The organism is Saccharopolyspora sp. NPDC002376, assembly GCF_053593195.1.
Genome location: NZ_JBSFBZ010000050.1, coordinates 15,082 through 36,098, shown reverse-complemented (window position 1 = coordinate 36,098; position 21,017 = coordinate 15,082). Strand labels below are relative to the sequence as shown.

16 protein-coding genes and 1 riboswitch are annotated in these 21,017 nt (G+C 68.9%); of the genes, 3 read left to right on the top strand and 13 right to left on the bottom strand.

Annotation, left to right across the window (positions count from 1 at the left end):
- Positions 1-51 precede the first annotated feature (51 nt).
- The gene (locus tag ACWCO2_RS27620; RefSeq protein ID WP_450130690.1) at positions 52-600 is read right to left on the bottom strand and encodes a snapalysin family zinc-dependent metalloprotease; all 549 of its coding nucleotides are present in this window, start codon (positions 598-600) and stop codon (positions 52-54) included.
- Between the two features lie 305 nt (positions 601-905).
- On the opposite strand from ACWCO2_RS27620, the gene ACWCO2_RS27615 reads away from it, so the two are divergent.
- Positions 906-1,631, top strand: coding sequence for a PIG-L deacetylase family protein (locus tag ACWCO2_RS27615; protein ID WP_450130689.1), 726 nt, complete (start codon positions 906-908; stop codon positions 1,629-1,631).
- 119 nt (positions 1,632-1,750) lie between these two features.
- On the opposite strand, the gene ACWCO2_RS27610 is transcribed toward ACWCO2_RS27615, so the two are convergent.
- The 9 genes from ACWCO2_RS27610 to ACWCO2_RS27570 all read right to left on the bottom strand — a co-directional run bounded on the left by ACWCO2_RS27610 (position 1,751) and on the right by ACWCO2_RS27570 (position 17,322).
- Positions 1,751-2,692 carry a heme o synthase gene (locus tag ACWCO2_RS27610; RefSeq protein WP_450130688.1) on the bottom strand — a complete coding sequence of 314 codons (942 nt, stop codon included), beginning with the start codon at positions 2,690-2,692 and terminating at the stop codon, positions 1,751-1,753.
- Positions 2,689-3,084: a DUF3817 domain-containing protein gene (locus ACWCO2_RS27605; protein ID WP_450130687.1), complete on the bottom strand. Its 396-nt coding sequence runs from the start codon at positions 3,082-3,084 to the stop codon at positions 2,689-2,691. Before ACWCO2_RS27605 ends, ACWCO2_RS27610 begins: the two co-directional genes overlap by 4 nt.
- Positions 3,085-3,369: 285 nt before the next feature.
- A complete protein-coding gene (locus ACWCO2_RS27600; RefSeq protein ID WP_450130686.1) occupies positions 3,370-4,464 on the bottom strand; it encodes an LLM class flavin-dependent oxidoreductase in 1,095 nt (364 codons plus the stop codon).
- Between the two features lie 309 nt (positions 4,465-4,773).
- Positions 4,774-6,090: a lysine N(6)-hydroxylase/L-ornithine N(5)-oxygenase family protein gene (locus ACWCO2_RS27595; RefSeq protein ID WP_450130685.1), complete on the bottom strand. Its 1,317-nt coding sequence runs from the start codon at positions 6,088-6,090 to the stop codon at positions 4,774-4,776.
- 91 nt (positions 6,091-6,181) lie between these two features.
- Complete coding sequence (locus ACWCO2_RS27590) at positions 6,182-7,009, bottom strand: siderophore-interacting protein (RefSeq protein ID WP_450130684.1); 828 nt, start codon at positions 7,007-7,009, stop codon at positions 6,182-6,184.
- Between the two features lie 98 nt (positions 7,010-7,107).
- The gene (locus tag ACWCO2_RS27585; RefSeq protein WP_450130683.1) at positions 7,108-8,469 is read right to left on the bottom strand and encodes an MDR family MFS transporter; all 1,362 of its coding nucleotides are present in this window, start codon (positions 8,467-8,469) and stop codon (positions 7,108-7,110) included.
- A gap of 17 nt (positions 8,470-8,486) precedes the next feature.
- Positions 8,487-8,675 carry an MbtH family protein gene (locus tag ACWCO2_RS27580; RefSeq protein ID WP_270950539.1) on the bottom strand — a complete coding sequence of 63 codons (189 nt, stop codon included), beginning with the start codon at positions 8,673-8,675 and terminating at the stop codon, positions 8,487-8,489.
- A gap of 166 nt (positions 8,676-8,841) precedes the next feature.
- Positions 8,842-15,906, bottom strand: a complete 7,065-nt coding sequence (locus tag ACWCO2_RS27575) for an amino acid adenylation domain-containing protein (RefSeq protein ID WP_450130682.1) — start codon at positions 15,904-15,906, stop codon at positions 8,842-8,844.
- A 75-nt stretch (positions 15,907-15,981) separates the two neighbouring features.
- Positions 15,982-17,322 (bottom strand): GNAT family N-acetyltransferase, encoded by a 1,341-nt coding sequence (locus tag ACWCO2_RS27570; protein WP_450130681.1) that lies wholly within the window; start codon positions 17,320-17,322, stop codon positions 15,982-15,984.
- A gap of 265 nt (positions 17,323-17,587) precedes the next feature.
- Here ACWCO2_RS27570 and ACWCO2_RS27565 point away from each other — a divergent pair, with 265 nt between their 5' ends.
- Entirely contained in the window at positions 17,588-18,505 is a 918-nt protein-coding gene (locus ACWCO2_RS27565) for a hypothetical protein (RefSeq protein WP_450130680.1), read from the top strand.
- Positions 18,506-18,517: 12 nt separating this feature from the next.
- A complete protein-coding gene (locus tag ACWCO2_RS27560; protein WP_450130679.1) occupies positions 18,518-18,913 on the top strand; it encodes a hypothetical protein in 396 nt (131 codons plus the stop codon).
- A 24-nt stretch (positions 18,914-18,937) separates the two neighbouring features.
- On the opposite strand, the gene ACWCO2_RS27555 is transcribed toward ACWCO2_RS27560, so the two are convergent.
- The 3 genes from ACWCO2_RS27555 to thiD all read right to left on the bottom strand — a co-directional run bounded on the left by ACWCO2_RS27555 (position 18,938) and on the right by thiD (position 20,913).
- Positions 18,938-19,066, bottom strand: coding sequence for a hypothetical protein (locus ACWCO2_RS27555; protein ID WP_450130678.1), 129 nt, complete (start codon positions 19,064-19,066; stop codon positions 18,938-18,940).
- Positions 19,067-19,260: 194 nt separating this feature from the next.
- Positions 19,261-19,971, bottom strand: coding sequence for a thiaminase II (gene tenA / locus ACWCO2_RS27550; protein WP_450130677.1), 711 nt, complete (start codon positions 19,969-19,971; stop codon positions 19,261-19,263).
- A gap of 144 nt (positions 19,972-20,115) precedes the next feature.
- Positions 20,116-20,913 (bottom strand): bifunctional hydroxymethylpyrimidine kinase/phosphomethylpyrimidine kinase, encoded by a 798-nt coding sequence (thiD, locus tag ACWCO2_RS27545; protein WP_450130676.1) that lies wholly within the window; start codon positions 20,911-20,913, stop codon positions 20,116-20,118.
- Positions 20,901-20,998: riboswitch (TPP riboswitch) on the bottom strand. It overlaps the preceding gene by 13 nt.
- Between the last annotated feature and the right edge of the window lie 19 nt (positions 20,999-21,017).

Sequence of the window (21,017 nt, the reverse complement as noted above, 5' to 3'; positions counted from 1 at the left end):
TGACCTGCAGGGCTGCGGCGGTCGGGGCGATGACCACCGCAGCCCGCGTGCTCACCGCAGGGCGAGCACGTCTTCGGTGAACAGGCGCGGAGCCAGCCGCACGCCGTCGGCGAAGTTGCGCTCGACCTCGGCGATCTCGTCGGGGTTCGGCTTCGAGTTGGTGCACGTCGGCCCGGCGCTGGCGCCCGACATCAGGTCCTCGCAAACACCGGTGCGGTTGTCCGGAAGCCCGAGGATGTGCCCGAACTCGTGCGCGGCGATGCGGATCGTGTCGTGCCCCTCGTCGACCGCCTGACGCCCCATCCACACCGTGCCCTCGCCGAGACCGCGCATCTCGGTGCGCGGCCAACCGTCGTCGGCGAGCACCACGACGTCGGCGGCACCACCGTTGGCCGGCTCGAACTTCACGTTCTGCACATTCTCGTTCCACACCTTCGCACCGGCGTCCACCGCGTCGCGGAATTCCGCGGACTGGCCCGCGTCGTAGGTGACCACCCGCACGTTCTCCGGGGCGGCCGAGGCCACCACCGGAACTCCCAAAGCCAGCATGAAAGCGATGAACAAGCCGACAACGGGCCGCAGCGTCCTGGGCAGGATCATCTGCACCAACCTCCCTTAGCCGTCCGGATCACGGTCTTTGGCGAAGGTATTGCGGCCGGTCATCACCGATGCCGAGGTGGCGTAGAAATGCCACTGCGCGAATTTGCCGGATAACGGGCGGAAAAGCCGTGGACAGCAATTCCGGCACCGAAATCCGACACGCCGCCCGCGTGTCGTACTGCCCGGTTTTCGCAGGTGCGGACCGCTTTTCTCAACCAGCCGGGAAAACGGGCAGCTGCACCAGCCAGAACAGCGCCAGCTGCGCGACACTCGAACCAACCGCAGCGTTCCCAGGAGGCAGCGAGATGGTCGACGAGCTGGAACCCATGCCGACGGACTGGCAGCAGGCGCTGGCGATCGCCGCGCACCCGGACGACCTGGAGTACGGCTGCTCCGGCGCGGTCGCCGCCTGGACGGCATCCGGTCGCGACGTCGCCTACCTGCTGGTGACCCGCGGAGAGGCAGGCATCGACGGCCTACCTCCGTCGGAGGCTGCGCCGCTGCGCGAACTCGAACAGCACGCGAGCGCCGCCAAGGTCGGGGTCCACACGGTGGAGTTCCTGGACTACCAGGACGGCGTGATCGAGTACGGCCTCCAGCTGCGCCGAGACCTGTGCCGCGCCATCCGCCAGCACCGACCAGGCCTGGTGATCACCCTCAACCACCACGACACCTGGGGCCCGGGAACCTGGAACAGCGCCGACCACCGCGCGGTCGGCCGAGCCGCCCTGGACGCGGTCGCCGACGCCGGAAACCGCTGGATCTTCCCCGACCTCCTCGAACAGGGCTACGAGCCGTGGCAGGGCACCCGCTGGACAGCCATCGCAGCGTCCCCAACCCCAACGCACGCGGTGGACATCACCGACCACCTGGACCAGTGGGTCGCCTCCCTAGCGGCCCACCAGACCTACCTGGCTGCCCTGACCGACGAGCCCCCGGAAACCCACGCTCACCGACTGGTCCACCAGTTCGCCCACCACCAATCCCCCCACTTCAAAAACCACCCCTGCGCAACCTTCGAACTGATGTGACCCACATGATCACCGAGGCGTGTTCCCGGTGCTGCACTGATCGACTCAGCAAAAAGCGAACGGACCGTTCGCCTCTGTTGGTGAGGTGAACGGTCCGTTCGCTTGCTTTGGCGGGGGGCTCAGCCCAGGACTGGGAGGCCGACCGCTGCGTCGACTGCGATGGCCACGAAGAGCAGGGCCAGGTACGAGTTCGACAGGTGGAAGAGCTTCATCGGGTTGACGGCCTTGCCGTTGCGCACCGCAGTGTGCAGGCGCTGCGCGACGATCAGGAACGCCGCTCCGGCCAGCACCGCGAAGGCCACGTATACCCAGCTGGTCACCGGGACCAGCAGCAGCGTGCAGCCCACCGTCGCCCAGCTGTAGGCCAGGATGCGGGCCGACACCTGCCGGGTGGTGGCCACCACCGGCAGCATCGGGACTCCGGCGCGGGCGTAGTCGTCCTTGTACTTCATGGCCAGCGACCAGAAGTGCGGCGGCGTCCACAGGAACACCACGCCGAACATCACCAGCGCGGGCCACTCCACCTTGCCGGTGACCGCGGCCCAGCCGACCACCACCGGCATGCAGCCCGCAGCGCCGCCCCACACGATGTTCTGCGGGGTCCGGCGCTTGAGCACCAGCGTGTAGACGAAGACGTAGAACAGGATCGCGCTGGTGGCCAGCACCGCGGCCAGCAGGTTCGCGCCCGCCCAGAGCACTGCGAAGGACACCACGCCGAGCACGATGCCGAAGATCAGAGCGTTGCGGCGCGGCACCTCGTAGCGCACCAACGGGCGCTTCTTGGTCCGGTGCATCACCGCGTCGATGTCGGAGTCCGCGACGCAGTTGAGCGCGTTGGCGCTGCCAGCCGACATGGCGCCGCCGAGCAGCGTCACGATCACCAGCCACGGCGACGGGATTCCGCGCTGAGCGAGGAACATCGCGGGGACCGTGGTGACCAGCAGCAGCTCGATGACGCGCGGCTTGGTCAGCGCGAAGTAGGCGGCGACGACACCGCGCCGACGCCCGGCAACAGGCGCGGCTTCAGCGGATGCGGAGGCGGACTCGTGTGTTGCTGTCATGAGGCCGGCGATTCCTCCGCGGTCCGGGTCTGCGGCTCGGTCAACGGCTTGCCGGCCATCCGCAGCTCGTGCCAGTGCGTCACCTTGCGCTCGGCGAAGAACGCGCCGAACGGGATGGTGCCGGCCAGCAGCACCAGCAGCATGCGGCCGATCGGGACGCGCAGCTGGGTCGTGGCGACCACGGCGACGAGCAGGTAGACCATGTACAGCCAGCCGTGCGCGACACCGATCCGGAAGGTCCAGTCGGTCCCGAGCTGCTGCGTCGAGGTGCCCTCTTCCCACAACCCGACGAAGTGGCCGTACTTGAGCACCATCGCGGCGCACAGAAGGATCAACAGCACCGCGGTGACGTACGCCATGATCCGGTAGAAGATCAGCACACCAGGCTTCACGCCAATACCCTCAATCCCGCCTCATGCCTAGAAAGAACGGTGTCAACAGACCGTACGCCACGCGAAACCAACGCCTACGCCGGACCTCAGCCCGAGTGGCCCCGCCCACCATGCGCGAGCCCCCTATGACCGGTTTGCCGCAGCGGAACTCCAGCCCACCCAGATTCCGGGAACCCGGACTCATGCGCGGCCGGACTGTTTTCGCAGTTCAGGGCCCATGAGCACTTTGGAGTGCTATGGCGACGCAAAGCACTCACGGGCTCTGACCAGGCCAAACGACTGGGGTCAGATCATCCGGTAGGCCTTGGCGACCAGTTCGAACGAGTTCAGCTTGGTGTCGCGGTCAGGCACGTTGGCGGTCAGCATCAGCTCCTGCACACCGGTGCGCTCGCGCAGCTCGTCCAGCCCCGCGCGGACCGTCTCCGGCGAGCCGTAGACCGCGTCGTCCAGCCAGCTGTCGACGAAGCTCTGCTCCAGCTCGGTGTAGGCGTACTCGCGCGCCTCCTGCCGGGTCGGCTGCTTGCCGGGCATGCCGCGCCGCAGCCGGAGCATGCTCAGCGCGATCGGGCGGACGATGTCCAGCGCTTCCTCGTCGGTGTCGGCAGCCACCGCCTGGACTCCGATCAGCGCATACGGCTCGCCGAGCACCGAGGAGGGCTCGAAGGACTGCCGGTACAGCTCCAGCGCGGGCAGCGTGTTCTGCGCGCTGAAGTGGTGCGCGAAGGCGAACGGCAGGCCGAGCTGACCGGCCAGCTGCGCGCTGAACCCGCTGGAACCGAGCAGCCAGATCGGCGGCACGGGCCCGTTCGGGACGGACTGGATCGCCGCGTAGGGGTGGTCGATCGGGAAGTCGTCACCGAGGAAGGCCATCAGCTCGCCGAGCTGCTGCGGGAAGTCGTCGGCGGACAGCGGACCGCTGGTGCGCCGCAGGGCGCGGGCGGTGGCCTGGTCGGTGCCGGGAGCGCGGCCGATGCCGAGGTCGATGCGCCCGGGGTGCAGCGCCTCCAGCGTGCCGAACTGCTCGGCGACGACCAGCGGCGCGTGGTTGGGCAGCATCACGCCGCCGGAGCCCAGCCGCAACGTGCTGGTGTGCGCGGCGAGGTGGGCGATCACGACGGCCGGAGCGGAGCTGGCGATACCGGGCATGCCGTGGTGCTCGGCGAGCCACATCCGCTGGAAGCCCCACTCCTCGACCCGGCGGGCCAGCTCGGTGGTGGTGCTCAGCGCGTCGGACGCGCTGTGCTGCACGCCGACGGTGGACAGGTCGAGCACCGACAGCGGCACCGGCGAATCGCCGCGCGCAACGCCCCTGATCTGATCGGCCTGGTCAGCGGTCGCGCTACCGCTCTCGGCGCGCTCCGGAGTCGCATTGGTGTCCATCGCCACGTCCAACCACCCAACCCCCGACCTTGTTCCCACCTGTGCCCGCGGTTACACACCCCCAAGGAGCTCCCGAATACCCACCCGAGAATTTCTCGGAAATCCCCGGATCCCGGCGCTGGGCACAGCACCGGTCCGGCACCGGAGAACCACAGTGTCAATTGCCGCCGTAGGTTTCAGTCGCGACTGAACACAGTTTCAATTGAAACTGTAAATCCCACCCACAACGGATCACAGTTTCAATTGAAACTGTGATCCCGCTGACCGCGAGCGTCTCGGGAAATGGCGGGAACGGAGACCCGGACGGGATCAGGCGTAGGTGACTGCTTTGTCGGGCTGGGTGATCTTCGGCCGGGCTCGGCGGGTGAGGATTGAGTCGCGGATTTCGCCGGCCCGGACCGCTCCGTTGGACAGCAGCGACGAGGTCAGTCCGTGGGTGTGCTCGGTTCCGCCCTGGAGGTAGATGCCGCCCGGAAGATCCGCGATGGTGCGCAGGCGGTAGTCGCGCTCCACCTGGAGACGCCCGTGCTCGTCGCGCTCGCAGTCCTGCGCGGTCTCGCCGAGCAGCGGGAACGGGTCGCGGGGGCGGCATCCAGTCGCGTACACCAGCAGGTCGGCGGCCAGTTCCACGCGCTCCCCCGACGGCAGGAACTCGACGGTCACCGCCACCCCACCGTCACCAGCCGCGACGTCGCGGACCCGGGAGGCGTTGAGGATCCGCAGCCGCTCCTCACCGCGCACCTTCTCCTGGTAGGAGCGGGCGTAGAGGTCTTCGATGAGGTCCAGGTCGACCACCGAGTAGTTGGTGTTGCGGTGGTACTCCAGCAGTTCGCGGCGGACCTCGGGTGAGGCGGTGTGGAAGTCGTCGACCGCCTGCGGGTCGAAGATCCGGTTGGCGAACGGGCTGTCGTCGGCCGGGCTGTAGCCGTACCGGCTGAACACCGCGCACACCTCGGCCGCCGGGAACGTCCGGTGCAGGTACTCGGTGACCTCCGCAGCACTCTGACCAGCTCCGACGACCACGCAACGACGCGGCGACTCGGTCAGCCCGTCAACGCGGTGCAGCAGATCGAGGTTGTGCCACACCCGCTCCCCGCGCTCCACCCCGTCGGGCAGGCTCGCCTCCAACCCGACCGCGAGCACGACGTTGCGAGCCCGATGCACCTCCAGCTGCCCGCCAACGCGGACCACGGCTTCGAAGAGCTCACCAGAACGGTGCAGTTCAACGACTTCAGCGTCGTAGCGCACCGAGTCGGCCACGCGCCCCGCCGCCCACTCCAGGTAGTCGTGGTACTCGACGCGGGTCGGGAACATCGTCTTGTGGTTGATGAAGTCGACCAGCCGCTGCTTGTCGTGCAGGTAGCTCAGGAAGGAGAAGTCGCTGGCCGGGTTGCGCATGGTGACCAGGTCTTTGAGGAAGGACACCTGCATGGTGGCTCCTTCGATCAGCATCCCCTGGTGCCACCCGAATTCGGGCTTGCGCTCGAAGAAGGCCCCGGAGAGCTGGTCAGCGGCGGGTGCGGTGCGGTTGTGCTCCTCCAGCGCGATCGCCAGCGCCAGGTTGGACGGTCCGAAACCGATCCCCAGAACGTCGTGGACTACTTCCTCGCTCGATACCGCAGACACGTTGTCCCCTCGCCTCGCTGGTGCCCGTTCGCGGGCACGCGGATTCGCCGGCGCGAATCGAGCGTTCGCGCCGGATCCCGGTCCACGTCCGTCAGTCCCGGTCGTGGTTGTGCTTGTCGTGGTATTCGGTTTCGGCCAGCCCGTACTTCCAGTAGCCGATGGCGAGAACAGACTTCGCGTCCATGCCGCGGTCGTTGCGCAGGTGGCGGCGGATGCCGCGGACGATGCCGGACTCCCCGGCGACCCACGCGGAAACGTCCACGTCGGCGGGCACGTCCAGCTGTTGCACGGCGTCGACGAGCTGCTGCGAACGTCCGGCCGCGACGCCGTCGCGGTGCAGCCAGGTCCACTGCAGGTCCGGCGAGCATTCGACGTGCTGCTGCTCGGTGGCGCCGCCGATCTCGACGAGCACCTGGCCGCGCGCGGTGGACGGCAGACCTTCGACGATGTTGGAGATCGCTGGCAACGCGGTTTCATCGCCGACCAGCAGGTAGTAGTCGGCAGCCCGGCAGATCTTGCCGCCGGGGCCCATCACGCCGAGGTGGTCGCCAGGCCGGGCGTTGCGCGCCCAGTTCGAGGCCACGCCGTGCTCCCCGTGCATCACGAAGTCGACGTCGAGCTCGCCGCGGCCCTCGTCGTAGCGGCGGACGGTGTAGGTGCGCATGGTCGGGCGCTCGTGCAGTTCGGGCCAGCGGTAGCGGCCGGTCTCGGCGTCCAGCGTCGGCAGCACCGGTTGCTGCTGGCCCTGCTGCGGCACGAAGACCTTGATGTTCGGACCGTTGTGCTGGTCCAGGAAGCCTTCGAGCTCTTCGCCGCCGAGGGTCACCCGCCGCATCGAGGGGCTCAGCTCAGAGGTGCGCAGCACCTGGAGATTGCGCGCTGGGGGCCGGCTGTGCCGGACTCGGTCCGCGGTACCCATCGACCATGCGTTCCTTCCTGTCCACCAACGACCATGTCAGTTAAGGCAAGCCTAACCATAGATCCACCGATTGTCTTCCCCGCGGTGGCTCAGATCTCTCAGCGCCCCGCCGCAACCGGCTGTCGCTCGGGTGCTTTTTCCTTGATGCGCAACGCAAGCACCATCCCGACCAGCGCGAATCCGGCCGACACGAACATCGCCAGGTGATAGCCGTCAATGCCCGGCGAACCGGCCAGCACGCAGGCGGTGAGCGCCACGCCGAGCGCGGAGCCGACCTGCCGCTGCACGTTGAACAACGTCGACGCGCCACCGGTCGCGGACTTGCTGATCGTGGCGAAGGCGACGACCTGCAGTTCCGCGGAGGCCGCGCCGACGAAGAACCCGGTGAGCAGCTGCACGAACGCGGCGAACCAGAAGTCCCCCGCGCTGATCGCGTTGAGCAGCGCGAACGAGATCGCCGCGCCGAGCATGGCGGTGGCGATCACCCGGCGCGCACCGAATCTGCGGTGCGCCCAGCCGACCAGCTGGGAGGCGACCATCAGCCCGACCGCCTTCGGCAACGTCACCAACCCGGTTTCCCAGGCCGACGCGCCCAGTCCCTGCTGGAACATCAACGTGAATCCGTAGAGCGTACCGAGGAATCCGGCCACGCACACGAACAGAATCAGGCTCGCGCGGCGGAACGAGGAGTCGCCGAGCAACCGCAGGTCCAGCATCGGTTCTCGGGCCCGCAGCTGGGTTTTGACCAGCAGCGCCAGGCAGATCAACCCGGCGAGCCCGGCGCCCCAGACGTGCGGCGAGCCAAGTCCGCTCCGCGCCACCGATTCCAGCGCGTACATCACCAGCCCGAGCCCGGGCGCGGCCAACGCGAAACCGAGCACGTCGAACCGCTTCTCCCGGGCCTCGACGTGCTCGACCAGCCGCAGCACGCCGAACAGCAGCGCCAGCGCGCCGACCGGCACGTTGACGTAGAAACCCCAACGCCAGGTGAGGTTCTCGACGAAGAACCCGCCCAGCACGGGTCCGAGCGCCGGCGCCACCGCGGTCGGCAGCAACAGAATCCGGGACAGCCGGATCCGCCGCTCCGGCGGGTAGGCGCGGAACAGCATCGTCAGCGCGACCGGGCTCATCACCCCGCCGCCCGCGCCCTGCAGCACCCGCGCGAGGGTCAGCTGGGTCAGGTCCCCGGCCAGCCCGCACAACGCGGATGCCAGCACGAACACCCCGAAGGCGCCGAGGAAAACCCGTTTCGTGCCGAACCGGTCGCCGAGCCAGCCGGACACCGGGATGCACACCGCGAGGCTGACCAGGTACCCGACGTTGACCGCCGAAGTCGCGCTGGCTGGTGCCGAGAACTCGTTGGCGATGGCGGGCAGCGCGACGTTGACGATGGTGGCGTCCATGCCGTTCATGAACATCGCCGCGACGTAGCAGATGCAGACCGCCGCCTGGGGGCTCACCTGGCGAAGCATGGTCATCAGCGCGCGGGCCGCATGTCGGTCCAGTTCACCTCGATGTGGTCCACGCAGGACTCCCGGTCAGCCGGGCCGTGCGCGACGCTCCACCCGGCGGGCACCGCGATCGCACTCGGCCACAGCGAGTACTGATCCTGATCGTTGATCAGGGCGTAGTACTCCGCGGCCGGATCCTCGAACGGGTTACTCATCCTCGTCCTCCTCCAGTGTCACCTGAACACGCGGCCTGAGGGTGGTGCCAATTTCGCGAGAAATTGACCGTCACCCGGGTGAATGGCAGCGGCGCGAAGCGCCACCTTGGGGGCGGCGGTCGGGTGAAGGGCTGGCCTTCTCGCGAAATTGGCACCCACCGGCCCGTCACCGGTCCACCTCGACGAGCTCGCGCTCGACGATCGCGGCGATCTCGGCGAGGGGTTCGGGTTGAGTCATGTCCTTGTGCTCGCAGGCGATGTCGTGGTTGCGCACCTCGCCGTCGACGTAGGGCTGCCACATCTGCGCGGTCAGCGACTCCTTCGCCGGGTTGACGGTGGCGTAGAAGAACAGGACGTCGCCGCGGAACTTGTCGTGGTCGGCCTCGTTCTCCAGCACCGCGCAGTTGGCGAAGTTGTCGATGATCGCCGTGATGCTGTGCGGTTCCAGGTTGGCCAGCGCACTGCCCTCCGCGGACAGGATCGCCATCACGTTTTCCCTGGTCAGCGAGTCGCCGTCGATCGCGGTCAGGTCGTAACCGGCCATGTGGAGCAGGGCCTTGAGCGCCTCGGTCTCGGTCGGCAGCTCGTCCCACACGTCCTTCGGATAGGAGTCGAGCATGCACAGGAACCGCACCTCTTCGCCCTGCTCCTGCAGGTGGGTGCTCATCTCGTGCGCGACCACGCCGCCGAAGGACCAGCCGAGGAAGTAGTACGGCCCGTGCGGCTGGACCTGGCGGATGTGCTCGAGGTACTCATCGGCCATCTCGCTCAAGCTCGCCGCGACCGGCTGCGGCTCGGCGAGCCCTCGCGACTGGATCCCGTAGATCGGCCGCTCGTCGTCGATGTGCTTGAGCAGCCTCGAGAACGGCCACGCCAACCCTGCGGCGGGGTGCACGCAGAACAGCGGCGGTTTGCTGCCTTCGGTGCGCAGCGGCAGCAGGATCTCCAGCGCGTCCCGACCACCACCGCTGTGCAGCCGCTCCGCGAGCCCGGCCACGGTCGGCGCCGCGAACAGGCTTCCAACGTTGACCCGCACGCCCAGCGCGTCGCGGATGCGGCCGATGAGCTTGGCCGCCAGCAAGGAATGTCCGCCCAGGTCGAAGAAACTGTCCTCGACACCGACTCGCGGCAGCCCGAGCACCTCGGCGAACAGCCCGCAGAGGATCTCCTCGGTGGGGTTGCGCGGCATCGCGCTGCCCACCGATTCACCCAGGTCAGGCGCGGGAAGCGCGCGGCGGTCGAGCTTGCCGTTGGGCATCAGCGGCAGCGCGTCGACGAACACGACCGCGGCCGGGACCATGTAGTCCGGCAGCGAATCGGCCACGTGCCGCCGCAGCTCGGCGGCATCACCACCACCCACCACGTAGGCCACCAGCCGCTTGTCGCCGGGGGTGTCCTCGCGCACCACCGCCGCGACCTGCGTGACGTCCGGGTGCTGGGCCAGCACCGCCTCGACCTCGCCGAGTTCGATGCGGAAACCGCGGATCTTGACCTGATCATCGACCCGACCCGCGAAGTCCAGCGTTCCGTCGGGACGCCAGCGCACCAGGTCACCGGTCCGGTACATGCGGGAACCGGGCGGCCCGAACGGGTCGGCGACGAAGCGCTCGGCGGTCAGCCCCGGCCGGTTGAGGTAGCCGCGCGCGAGGCCGAGGCCAGAGACGTAGAGCTCGCCGACGACACCGGGCGGAGTCGGTTCCAGCTGCTCGTCGAGCACGTGGAGCCGGGCGCCGGGGTCGGGCACGCCGATCGGCACCGAACTGCCCACCGCGTCGGGATCGCAGTCCCACAGCGTGGAGTTCACCGTCGCCTCGGTGGGGCCGTAGCAGTTGAGCATCTTCCGACCGCGTGCCCAACGCAGCACCAGGTCGGACGGCACCTTCTCCGCCCCGCACAACAGGGTTGCGTTCGGCGGGAGTTCGGTGTCGGCCGGGAACATGCCCATCATCGACGGCCCGATCGCCATGTGCGTGACCTGATGACGGCGGGCGTACTCGGCCAGCGGCTCGCCGGGCACGCGCCGGTCAGCGGGCACCACGACCAGCGTGCCCCCGCTGAGCAGCCCCATGCAAATCTCCCAGAACGCCACGTCGAAGCTCGGCGAGGCGAACTGCAGCACCCGGCTGTCGGCGGTGATGCCGACCCGTTCGGTCTGGGTGGCCAGCAGCTTGGCGATGCCGTGGTGCGGCACCACGACGCCCTTCGGCGTGCCGGTGGAGCCCGAGGTGTAGATGACGTATGCGGCGTCGTCGAGCCGAGGAGCCGGTAGCTGCCAGCTGCCTTCCGGACGATCACTACAGCTCAGCAGGGCTGTTGGCAGCTCTGCCCCGAGGTCGTCGGTGAGCACTAGGCGCGGCTTGGCGTCCTCGACCATGTGCCGCAACCGTTCCACCGGGTACTCCGGATCCAGCGCCAAGTACGCGGCTCCGGCGCGCATCGCGGCCAGCAGCCCGATGATCAGTTCGGCCGAGCGCGGCAACAGCACGCCGACGATGTCGCCCGGCCCGACGCCGTGCTCGGCCAGCAGCCGCGCCTGCTCGGTGACCCGCCGGTCCAGTTCTCGGTAGCTGAGCTCGACTTCCTCGAAGATCAGCGCAATCTTGTCCGGCTCGCGCTCGGCGGCGCGCGCGAACAGCTCGGGGAACGTCCCGGCCGGTTCGATCGAGCCGACCGCATCACCCCAGGTCAGGACCCGCTGCCGCTCCTGCTCGCCCAGCACGTCCAGGCGGCTGATCGGCTTCGCGGGATCGGTCACCGCTGCGGCCAGCAGCCGGACGAAGCGCGCGGCCAGGTCGTCGACGGTCTGCCGGGTGAACAGGTCGGTGCTGTACTGCACCAGCCCGTCGACCCCGCCGTCGGCGCGTTCGCTGAGGCTGAACGCCAGGTCGAACTTCGCCGCCCCAGCCGCCGCAGTGTCCACAGTGGTCTTCAGCCCGGGCAGGTCCGCGGCGACGGCGTCGGTGGCGCCCCAGTAGGCGAGCATCACCTGGAACAGCGGGTGCCGAGCCAGCGAACGCGCCGGGTTGAGCGCCTCCGCGAGCCGCTCGAAGGGCAGCTCGGCGTTGTCGAAGGCGGCCAGGTCGGCTTGCCGCACCCGGTCGACCAGCTCCGCGAAACCGGGCTCGCCAGAAGTGTCGGTGCGCAGCACGAGGCTGTTGACGAAGAACCCGACCAGCTCGTCGAGCGCGTCATCACTGCGACCAGCCACCGGCGAACCGATGGGGATGTCGGTGCCAGCCCCCAGCCGGGTCAGCAGCGCGGCCAGCCCGGCTTGCAGCACCATGAACACGCTGACCTGGTGTTCTCCCGCGATCTGCCGCAACTTCTGGTGCAACTCGGCGTCCAGTCCGAAGCTCACCGAGTCGCCCTGGTGGCTCGCGACGGCCGGACGCGGGAAGTCGGTGGGCAGCTCCAGCTGGTCGGGCAGATCGGCGAGCGCGCTGCGCCAGAACTCCAGCTGCCGACCGGCCAACCCGGCCGGATCGGACTCGGCACCGAGCAGATCCCGCTGCCACAGCGTGTAATCCACGTACTGAACCGGCAGCTCGTCCCACTCCGGCGCCGCACCCCGCACCCGCGCCGCATACGCGGTGGACAGGTCACGCACCAACGGCCGGATCGACCACTCGTCAACAGCGATGTGGTGCAGCAGCACCAACAACACGTGCTCGTCACCGGTCTCGAACAGCACGGTCCGGATCGGCGGATCCACCGCCAGATCGAACCCCTCCCGAGCAACCTCCGCCACAGCAACGTCCACACCGGACCCCGCCGCGGAGGTGCACAATTTCAATGGAAATTGCTGATCATCGGACGACGGAACCTGAACGACGGTCAGCTCCGGGCCGGCGTCGAGCACCAGCTGGCGCGGTTCGCCCAGCTCATCCGGGAAGATCGTGCGCAGGCTCTCGTGCCGCTGCGCGACATCGCCGAGCGCTGCGCGCAGCGCCGCAACGTCCAGATCGCCGGACATGCGCAGCACCAGCGGCAAGTTATAAGTGGCGCTAGGACCCTCTAACCGGTTGAGGAACCAAAGGCGCTGCTGCGCGAACGAAAGCGGAATCCGCTCGGGCCGCTCAACGCGCCGCAGCTTCGGTCGACGCGCAACCGCCCCCAGCTGCTCGGAGAGCCCGGCAACGGTCGGGTGGTCGAAGAGGCTGCGGATGGTCAGCTCAGCGCCGAGTTCGGCCCGCACCCGCGCCAACAACCGCGCCGCCAGCAGCGAATGCCCGCCGAGCTCGAAGAACCCGTCGTCGATGCTGACCTCGCGCACCCCGAGCACCTCGGCGAACAACCGGCACAGCCCGGCCTCGACGTCGTTGCGCGGTTCACGACCCGCGACATCGCCGCCGAACTCCGGCGCGGGCAGCGCGCGCACGTCGAGCTTCCCGTTGGCGGTCAACGGAATCTCGTCAACCGACACGAACGCCGAGGGCACCATGTAACCCGGCAGCCGCCCGGCCAGGTGCGTCCGCAGCTCCCCCGCCCCGGCCTCACCGGCGGTGTAGCCGACCAGGCGCTGGTCGCCGGGCTGGTCCTCGCGCACCACGACAGCGGCCTGCCGGACCTGCGGATGCGCCACCAGGTGCGCCTCAATCTCGCCCGGCTCGATGCGGAATCCACGCACCTTGACCTGGTGATCGGCGCGACCGATGAACTCGATGCTGCCGTCCGGCCGCCAACGCCCCAGGTCACCGGAGCGGTACATGCGGGTTCCCGGCGCGCCGTGCGGGTCGGCGACGAACCGCTGCGCGGTCAGACCACGGCGCCCGAGATAACCGCGCGCCAGGCCCTCCCCCGCCACGTACAGCTCGCCCACCACGCCGGGCGGCACCGGCCGCAGCTGCGAATCCAGCAGGTACACCCGCAGGTCGGGAATGCCACGACCGATCACGCTGCCGTCGCGCCGGGCCACCAGCTCGCGGTCCAGCTCGACGTAGGACACGTGCACGGTGGTCTCGGTGATCCCGTACATGTTGACCAGCTTGGGCATCTCCGGATGCCGCTCGTACCAATCGTCCAACCTGGACAGTTCGAGCGCCTCGCCGCCGAAGATCACCACGCGCAGCGCCAGTTCGCCCGCCGGATCCTCCCGATCGGCCTGGCTGAGCTGGTAGAACGCCGACGGCGTCTGGTTGAGCACGGTCACCTGCTCGTCGACGAGCAGCCGCCGGAACTCCCGCGGCGAGCGGCTGACCTCGTGCGGAACGACCACCAGCCGCCCACCGTGCAGCAGCGCGCCCCACAGCTCCCACACCGAGAAGTCGAAGGCGTAGGAGTGGAACAACGTCCAAACGTCGTTGCTGTCGAACGAGAACCACGGCTCGGTGGCGTTGAACAGCCGGACCACGTTGTGGTGCGGGATCGACACGCCCTTCGGCTGTCCAGTGGAACCGGAGGTGTAGATGACGTACGCGGCGTGCTCGGTGGTCAACGGCCCGCGCTCACCGGGCTTGGGGTCGCGCTGCGAATGCCGGGAGATCTCGGCCTGCGCGGTCGAATCGTCCAGCAGGACAGAGGTGATTCCGGAGGGCAGCCTCGAAGCGTGCTCGGCATCGCTGATCAGCACGGTCGGCTGCGCGTCGCCGACGATGTAGGCGATCCGATCGGCCGGATGTCCGGGATCCAGCGGCAAGTACGCCGCCCCGGCCTTGAGCACCGCCAGCAGCGACACCACCAGTTCGGCCGAGCGCGGCAAGGCCAGCGCCACCAGCTGTTCCGGCCCGACGCCGAGGTCTATCAAGTGGTGCGCGAGCTGGTTGGCGCGCGCGTTGAGCTCCTCGTAGGTCAGCCGCTCCTCGCCGCAGGTGACTGCGACCGAATCCGGAGTCCGCGTGACCTGCTCCTCGAACAGCTGCGGCAGCGTCGCGGTGGGCAGTTCCGGCACACCGGCGATCGGCGCGTTCCACTCGTCCAGGATCCGGGTGCGCTCCTCGGCGGAGAGCAGTTCGATCTGGCCGATCAGCGTTTCGCCAGAGCATTCCGCGAAATTCCCGAGGAAGCGCAGGAATCGCTCGCGGTGCGCGGTGAGGTCGGCCTCGCGGTAGCGGTCGGGGTTGGCGTCGAACTCGAACCGCAGCTGCCCGTCATCGTGGTAGACCGCGACGGTCAGGTCGTCGACCGGTCCGGCGGCGAGGTTGTGCACGATGGCCGGGCTGTCGCCGAACCGCAGATCGTAGTCGAAAGCCTTGATGTTGATCATCGGCCCGAACAGCGGCCGGTCCGAACCCAGCAGCTTCAGGTCGCGGCGCAGGTCCTCGCTGCGGGTGCGCTGGTGCTTGCGCAGCTGACGAACAGCCTTGGAGACCTGCGAAATCAGTTCCGAACGCGTGGTTTCCGCGGTGATCCGCAGCCGTAGCGGCAGCACGTTGACGACCATGCCGGGCACCCGCAGCGCGACCGAACCGAGCCGCCCCATCACCGGCAGCCCCAGCACCACGTCGTCCGCCCCGGTCATCCGGTGCAGGTAGGCGCCGAAGGCAGCGATGAGCGCGTCCGACCAGATCGTGCGGCCTTCCTCGGCCGCCGCGGCCAACTCCGCCCCGGATTCCCCGCTCTGCCGGAGGAAATCGTGCGCGGTGGGCCGCGAGCTCTCGGTCAGCGACACCACGTCCGGCCGGTCTGCGAACTGCTCCGCCCAGAACGCCGTGTCGCGCTCGAACTTCGCCGATTCCCGGTAGTCCCGCTCATCGTCCAGCAACGACTCCAGCGAGCCGAACGGCGACGGGCCGGGGTCCGGATCGCCGTAGAGCTCGGCGACCCGGCGGATGAGGATCGAGAATCCGTAGCCGTCGATGGCCACGTGGTGGATCCGCTGGTACCAGCACCAGCGCTGCGCGTCGAGCTTGAACAGCGCGGCGCTCCACAACCGACCGGCCTGCCCGCGCGTCAGGTCCACCGGTTCCCGCAGGTCAGCGCGCATCCAGGCGAGCGCCTGCGCATCGGGGTCGGCAGCGGCCGAGCAGTCGACGACCGGCAGGTCGAACTCGGCGGGTTCCTCGATGACCTGGCCCGGTTCCGCCCCGTCGTCGCAGATCCGGATGCGCAGCGACTCGGCCTCGGCAACCGCCCGCCGCAGCGCGACGGCGAACCGCTCGGGCTCCACCGGCCCGTGGATCTCCACGCGTTCGGCGGTGTTGAAGATCGGATTCGCCTGGTCAAGCTGTTGGGCGAACCAGATCCCCGCCTGCGCGGCCGACAGTGGCAACTGCTGGTCAGCTCGGCCCGGCATCGCTCTCCCCACGATCAACAAGGCAAGTAAGCCTTACCTTACTTCTCTGGAGATCGGGAGTACATGTGGGGCCGCTCACCCGCGTTCGAAGATCATCAGCGCCGAGTTCTTGTTCGGCAACCCGACCTCTCCCGACCTGCCGAACCCGGCCTTGCCGAACGCGCCCACCGAAGCTCCATTGTGGACGTTCGGTTCGGCCACCACGCGGCGGCAATCCCGGTCGGCGTCCAGCAATCCGCCGGCCACCGCCTGCAACAGCGCTGAACCGACCCCGCGTCCGATCGAGTCCGGCTCACCGATGGCGATGTGCACGCCGAGGTCGTGCGGATCGTACGAGTAGCAGCTCGCGAGCTTGTCCCGCTGCACCCGGTAGAGCTCGAGGTAGCCGACGTCGCGCCCGTCGAGCCCGACGATGCACGGCACCGAGTGCTGCCCGCCGAGCTGACCGGCCAGCTCCTCGTGCCACTGCGCCACCGGCCACGCCTGGTTCCAGTTCACCGCGACGTGCTCGGCGTTCATCCACCGGTGCACCAGCTCGACGTCCGGCCCGCCGTCGCCGCCGACGACCTCCACCGGCCGCAACGACCAGCCCGCGCCCAACACCGGGATCGGCACGCCCGGCGCCTCGGCCGCGCCCGACCAGAGCGGGTTCGGCGCCTCGAACCGAACCGGCTGAATCTGCACTTCACCCGAGTTCGACCGATAGCGCAGGTCAGAACCGTTGAGCACGGCGAGATCGGTCAGCGTCGGACTCTCCAGCCAGTGCTCGACCAACCACGCGGTTGCGGGGTGCGCCTCAGCAACCCCACCCAGCCACTGCCGCAGCACTGCGAGCAGATCGCCCTCGTGGACAACACCACGCCGCCCCAACAACCCGATGACCGCCAGCGGCCCGCGGGTCAGCAGCTCCACCGTCGCGGCGGCGACGTCGCCCTCCCAACCCAGCACCGCGGGCAGCAGCCGGCCCTCGACGTGCGCGGCCAACCAGCGCCGTGCCTCAGCCGCGTCGGACACCGAGCGGGCCACTGCGACCAGCTCCTCCGACAACGCGAGCGGGTCGAACTCGCGCTTCGGCAGCGCGCGCATCAGCCAGTCCACCGGCGAACCGGCGTCAGCGGAGTTGATCGGCGCATCGGGCAGCGCGCGAGCACGCGCATCCGCCGAACAGGCCGCAGCGAGCAGCGCGGGATCAGCGACCGCGACCGGCGCACCGGAGTCGTCGAGCACGTGGATCGCCCCGAAGCCGTGCGCGCCGGTCGGCGAGCTGTACACGACGTCGGCGCCCAGTCTCAGCGCTCCGATGGTCAGCCGCAACGGTCCTTCGACGACGGGGGTGTGCGTCTCCGCCAGCCACCGCCTCAGCAGCACCGACGCGCACTGGTGCGCCTGCCCGGGAAGGTCGACTCCACTCGCCACGCAATGCTCCTCGAACCGGGGAAACGTGAGCGGAGCCTAACCTAATAACCGCCTCAACTGGCAGTGTCAACGAACACCCCTCGTCCGGGGTTGTGCACTGTGGACGAACCGCGTTTTGATCATCCTGCGCAGGACGCTCAACCGAGTGATCGACCATCAGCACCTGATCCGGTGATGATCGTTGTGTCTCGCTGGGCGAACACCGACCATCAGCCCTACTCTCCGAGCTACCGAATCGCCGCACCGCCCGGAGAGGAGTTCACCCATGGATGACGCCGACTCCGTCGTTCCGCTCCGGCCGGGATTCGACATCCAGGTCCGCGGGTTCAACCGCAGCCAGGTCATCGACCACATCGAGCTGCTGGAAGACCAGATTCGGCTGGTCACCATCGATCGCAACGAGGCCGCGCAGCTCAACACCGACCTGCGCAAGCTCTGCGACGACACCCGCCGCAGCCTGGACTCCGCCGAGCGGCGCCTCCAGCGCATCGAGTCCTCCGACACCGGTCTGCCCGTCGCCTCCCAGCGGGTGCAGAACATGCTCTCGATCGCCGAGGAGGAGGTGCTTAACCTCCGCGACCAGGCCCGGCGGCAGGCCGAGATCATCCGCGGCACCGCCGAGACCGAGGCCCGCGAGCTGATCAGCGAGGCCGAGCGCAACGCGACCGAGATGCGCGAGGAGTGCAGCCAGCTGATCGCCGACGTCGAGGAGCGCCGCGCCCGACTGCACCGCGAGCACGACCAGAAGGCCAGCGAGCTGCGCACCCAAGAGCACCGGATGCGGCAGAACATCCGCAACGAGTACAAGCGGATCATCACCGCCGCGCAGGAAGAAGCCGACGCGCTGATCGCCCAGACCCGCCGACAGTGCGGGCAGTGGGACGCCGAGACCGAGCAGATGCGCCTGGAAACGCTGGAGGAGATCAACTCCCAGCAGCACCGCCTGGAGGAGTTGCGCGCCGCGGTGCTGTCCTCGATGGACCAGGCGAGGCGCGTACTCAGCACCTCCGCCGAAGAGCTACGCGCCCCCGCCCCCGCCCCCGCTGCCGAGCCCGAGGCGCGGCTACCGCTCCAGCTGCCTTCGCAGCGCGAGAACGTGCAGACCTACCTCATCCCCATCAACGGTCAGCGCCCCAGCAACAACGGCGCGACCCCGCAGCCCGGACCTGCCCGACAGAGCTGATCGGAGCATCACGTGGAACTGCTCGTGCTGATGTTCGTCACCGGTTTCGCACTGGCGACACTGATCTTCTGGCCGCTGCTGCACCGAGCGACCCGCCAGCTCGGCGAGCAGGAGTCCGCCCCGCGCGGCAAGCACGCACTGCGCGCTCCTACCCCTCCGACGGTCACCCGCCGGACCCCGGAGCCGACCACGCCCACCGAGCCCACCGAGTCCGCCGAGGCTGTCGAGCCCGCCGAGGCGGAGCAGCCCGCGGCCGAAGCTCAGGCCGTCGCACCGGCGCTGCGCACGGCGGAGCCGGTCGAGCTCCCCGAACTGCCCACCGACCTGTACGAGAAGCACTTCGAGGCGAAGTTCAACCGGTCCCGCCAGCGCATCGCCCGGCTCCGGGCCGAGATCAGCAAGGAATAAACCGGTTCCAGCGACTGTTAATACTCAGTCGCCGGAACCGTCGATCTGCGCCCCGGCCAGCTCGCTCTCGCGAGCTGGCCGTTCTAGCTCCTGCTGCTCTCGTCGACGGTCGGCGACGTAGAACGGCGCAGCAGCGAGTACGGGCACCAGCATGCCCAGAAGAATGATCAGAACCGAACCGCCCACGGCCCTCGAAGCCCCGTCCGCAATGGGAAGAATCCACGTCCGAAAGGCCGTGTCGCTGGGCACATCGTTCCGGGTCTAGAAATTCGTTAACGAGTGATCAGTGTGCCCCATGTCACATTTCTGGGCAGCGTTTTTCGTTGTCCCCCAACGGGTTCCAGCGACTACTCGAGGAACCCGGCGGTCGGCCAGGCCTCCTTGATCCACGCGCTGTTCCAGAACATCCACTCGTACTCGGTGGCGCGGGTGTACGCCTCCAACATCCGCTGCCTGGTCTCGGCGTCAGCAGTCGCGGCGACCCGGTCGGTGAGCTCGCGAGCGGTCAGCACCGCCTCGGCGAACGCGTCGTCGGCGTAGGTCTCGATCCACGCCCGGTACGGGTGCTCGGACGTGTCGCCGGTGGACTCCAGGATCGTGCTGCCCACGTGCTGGTACACCCAGAAGCACGGCAGGACCGCCGCCAGCAGAACCGGGTACGGCTCGGTCAGCGCGCACGCGCGCAGGTACGAGGTGTAGGCCAGGCAGGACGGCGAGGTGTCGATCCCGGCGATCTCCTCGTCCGACAGCCCGAACTCGGCGACGTACCCGGCGTGCAGGCGACGCTCCTCGACCAGCGCACCCTGGGCGGCGCCGGACAGGAACGCGGCGTCCTCGGCGTTGTCGGCCCGGGTCGCCGCGGCCGCCAGGGCCTGCGCGAACCCGACCAGGTACCGGGCGTCCTGCACGATGTAGAAGGCGAACACCTCGCGGTCCAGGCTGCCGTCGGCGAGCCCGGTGTTGAACGGGTGCTCGACGATCGCCTTCCGCAGCTCGGCGGTGTGCTCCCAGGCCTGCGCGCAGAACCCGTCGGCGGCCGGGGTGGGAAGCTTGCTCATCGAAGTCCTCTCTCGGGGACCGCGATTTCAATGGAAATCAGACGTGCGATCTCCATTGAAATCGCGGGCGTTGTCCACAACGACCGGCGTGCCGTGGTGCCGACGCGCCGGTGATCCGCGAGTTCGATCAGAACCGCGGGAAGATCACCACCACTGGTGGAAGTGGTGCACCGGCCCGTGGCCGTGGCCGACGTCCAGTCGCTCGGACGCACGCAGCGCCTCGGTCAGGTACTCCTTGGCCTCGCGCACAGCCGTCAGCCAGTCCGGGCGCTGCGGGCGCAGCGCGGCGATGGCGGCCGAGAGGGTGCAGCCGGTGCCGTGGTCGTTGGTGGTCACGACCCGCTCGCTGGTCAGGAACTCGGCGCCCCCGTCGCCGTACAGCAGGTCCACACTGGACTCACCGGACAGGTGGCCGCCCTTGAGCAGCACCTGCTTGGCGCCGAGCCCGGCGAGCCGTTCGGCCTGCGCGGCCATGCCGTCGACCTCGACGAGCTCCGGCTCCCCCAGCAGATCTGCCGCCTCCGGCAGGTTCGGGGTGATCAGGTCGACCCGCGGCAGCAGCTCGTCGCGCAGCGCGCCGACCGCTTCCGGCGCGAGCAGCCGGTCCCCGCTCTTGGCGACCATGACCGGGTCCAGCACCACGTGCCGCGGCGCGTAGCGGTCCAGCACGTCGACCACCGCGCGGATCACCTCGGCGTTGGCCAGCATGCCGATCTTGACCGCGTCCACCCGCACGTCGTCGAGCAGCGTGACCAGCTGCGAGGTGATGAACGCCGGCGGCACCTCGTGCACCTCGGCAACCCCGGTGGTGGTCTGCGCGACCAGGGCGGTGATCACGGACATGCCGTAGGCGCCGTGCGCCGAGAAGGCCTTCAGGTCTGCCTGGACTCCGGCGCCACCGCTGGGGTCTGTTCCCGCGATGGTCAGCACGTTCGGAACCATGACGTCCCTCCGCTAGTACGAGCTAGGTCAGGTTCAACGGGTCTGATCTCAGCCTGGCCGAAACCGGGCACCCCGCGTCACTCGCACCAACCTAACCCGAGAGA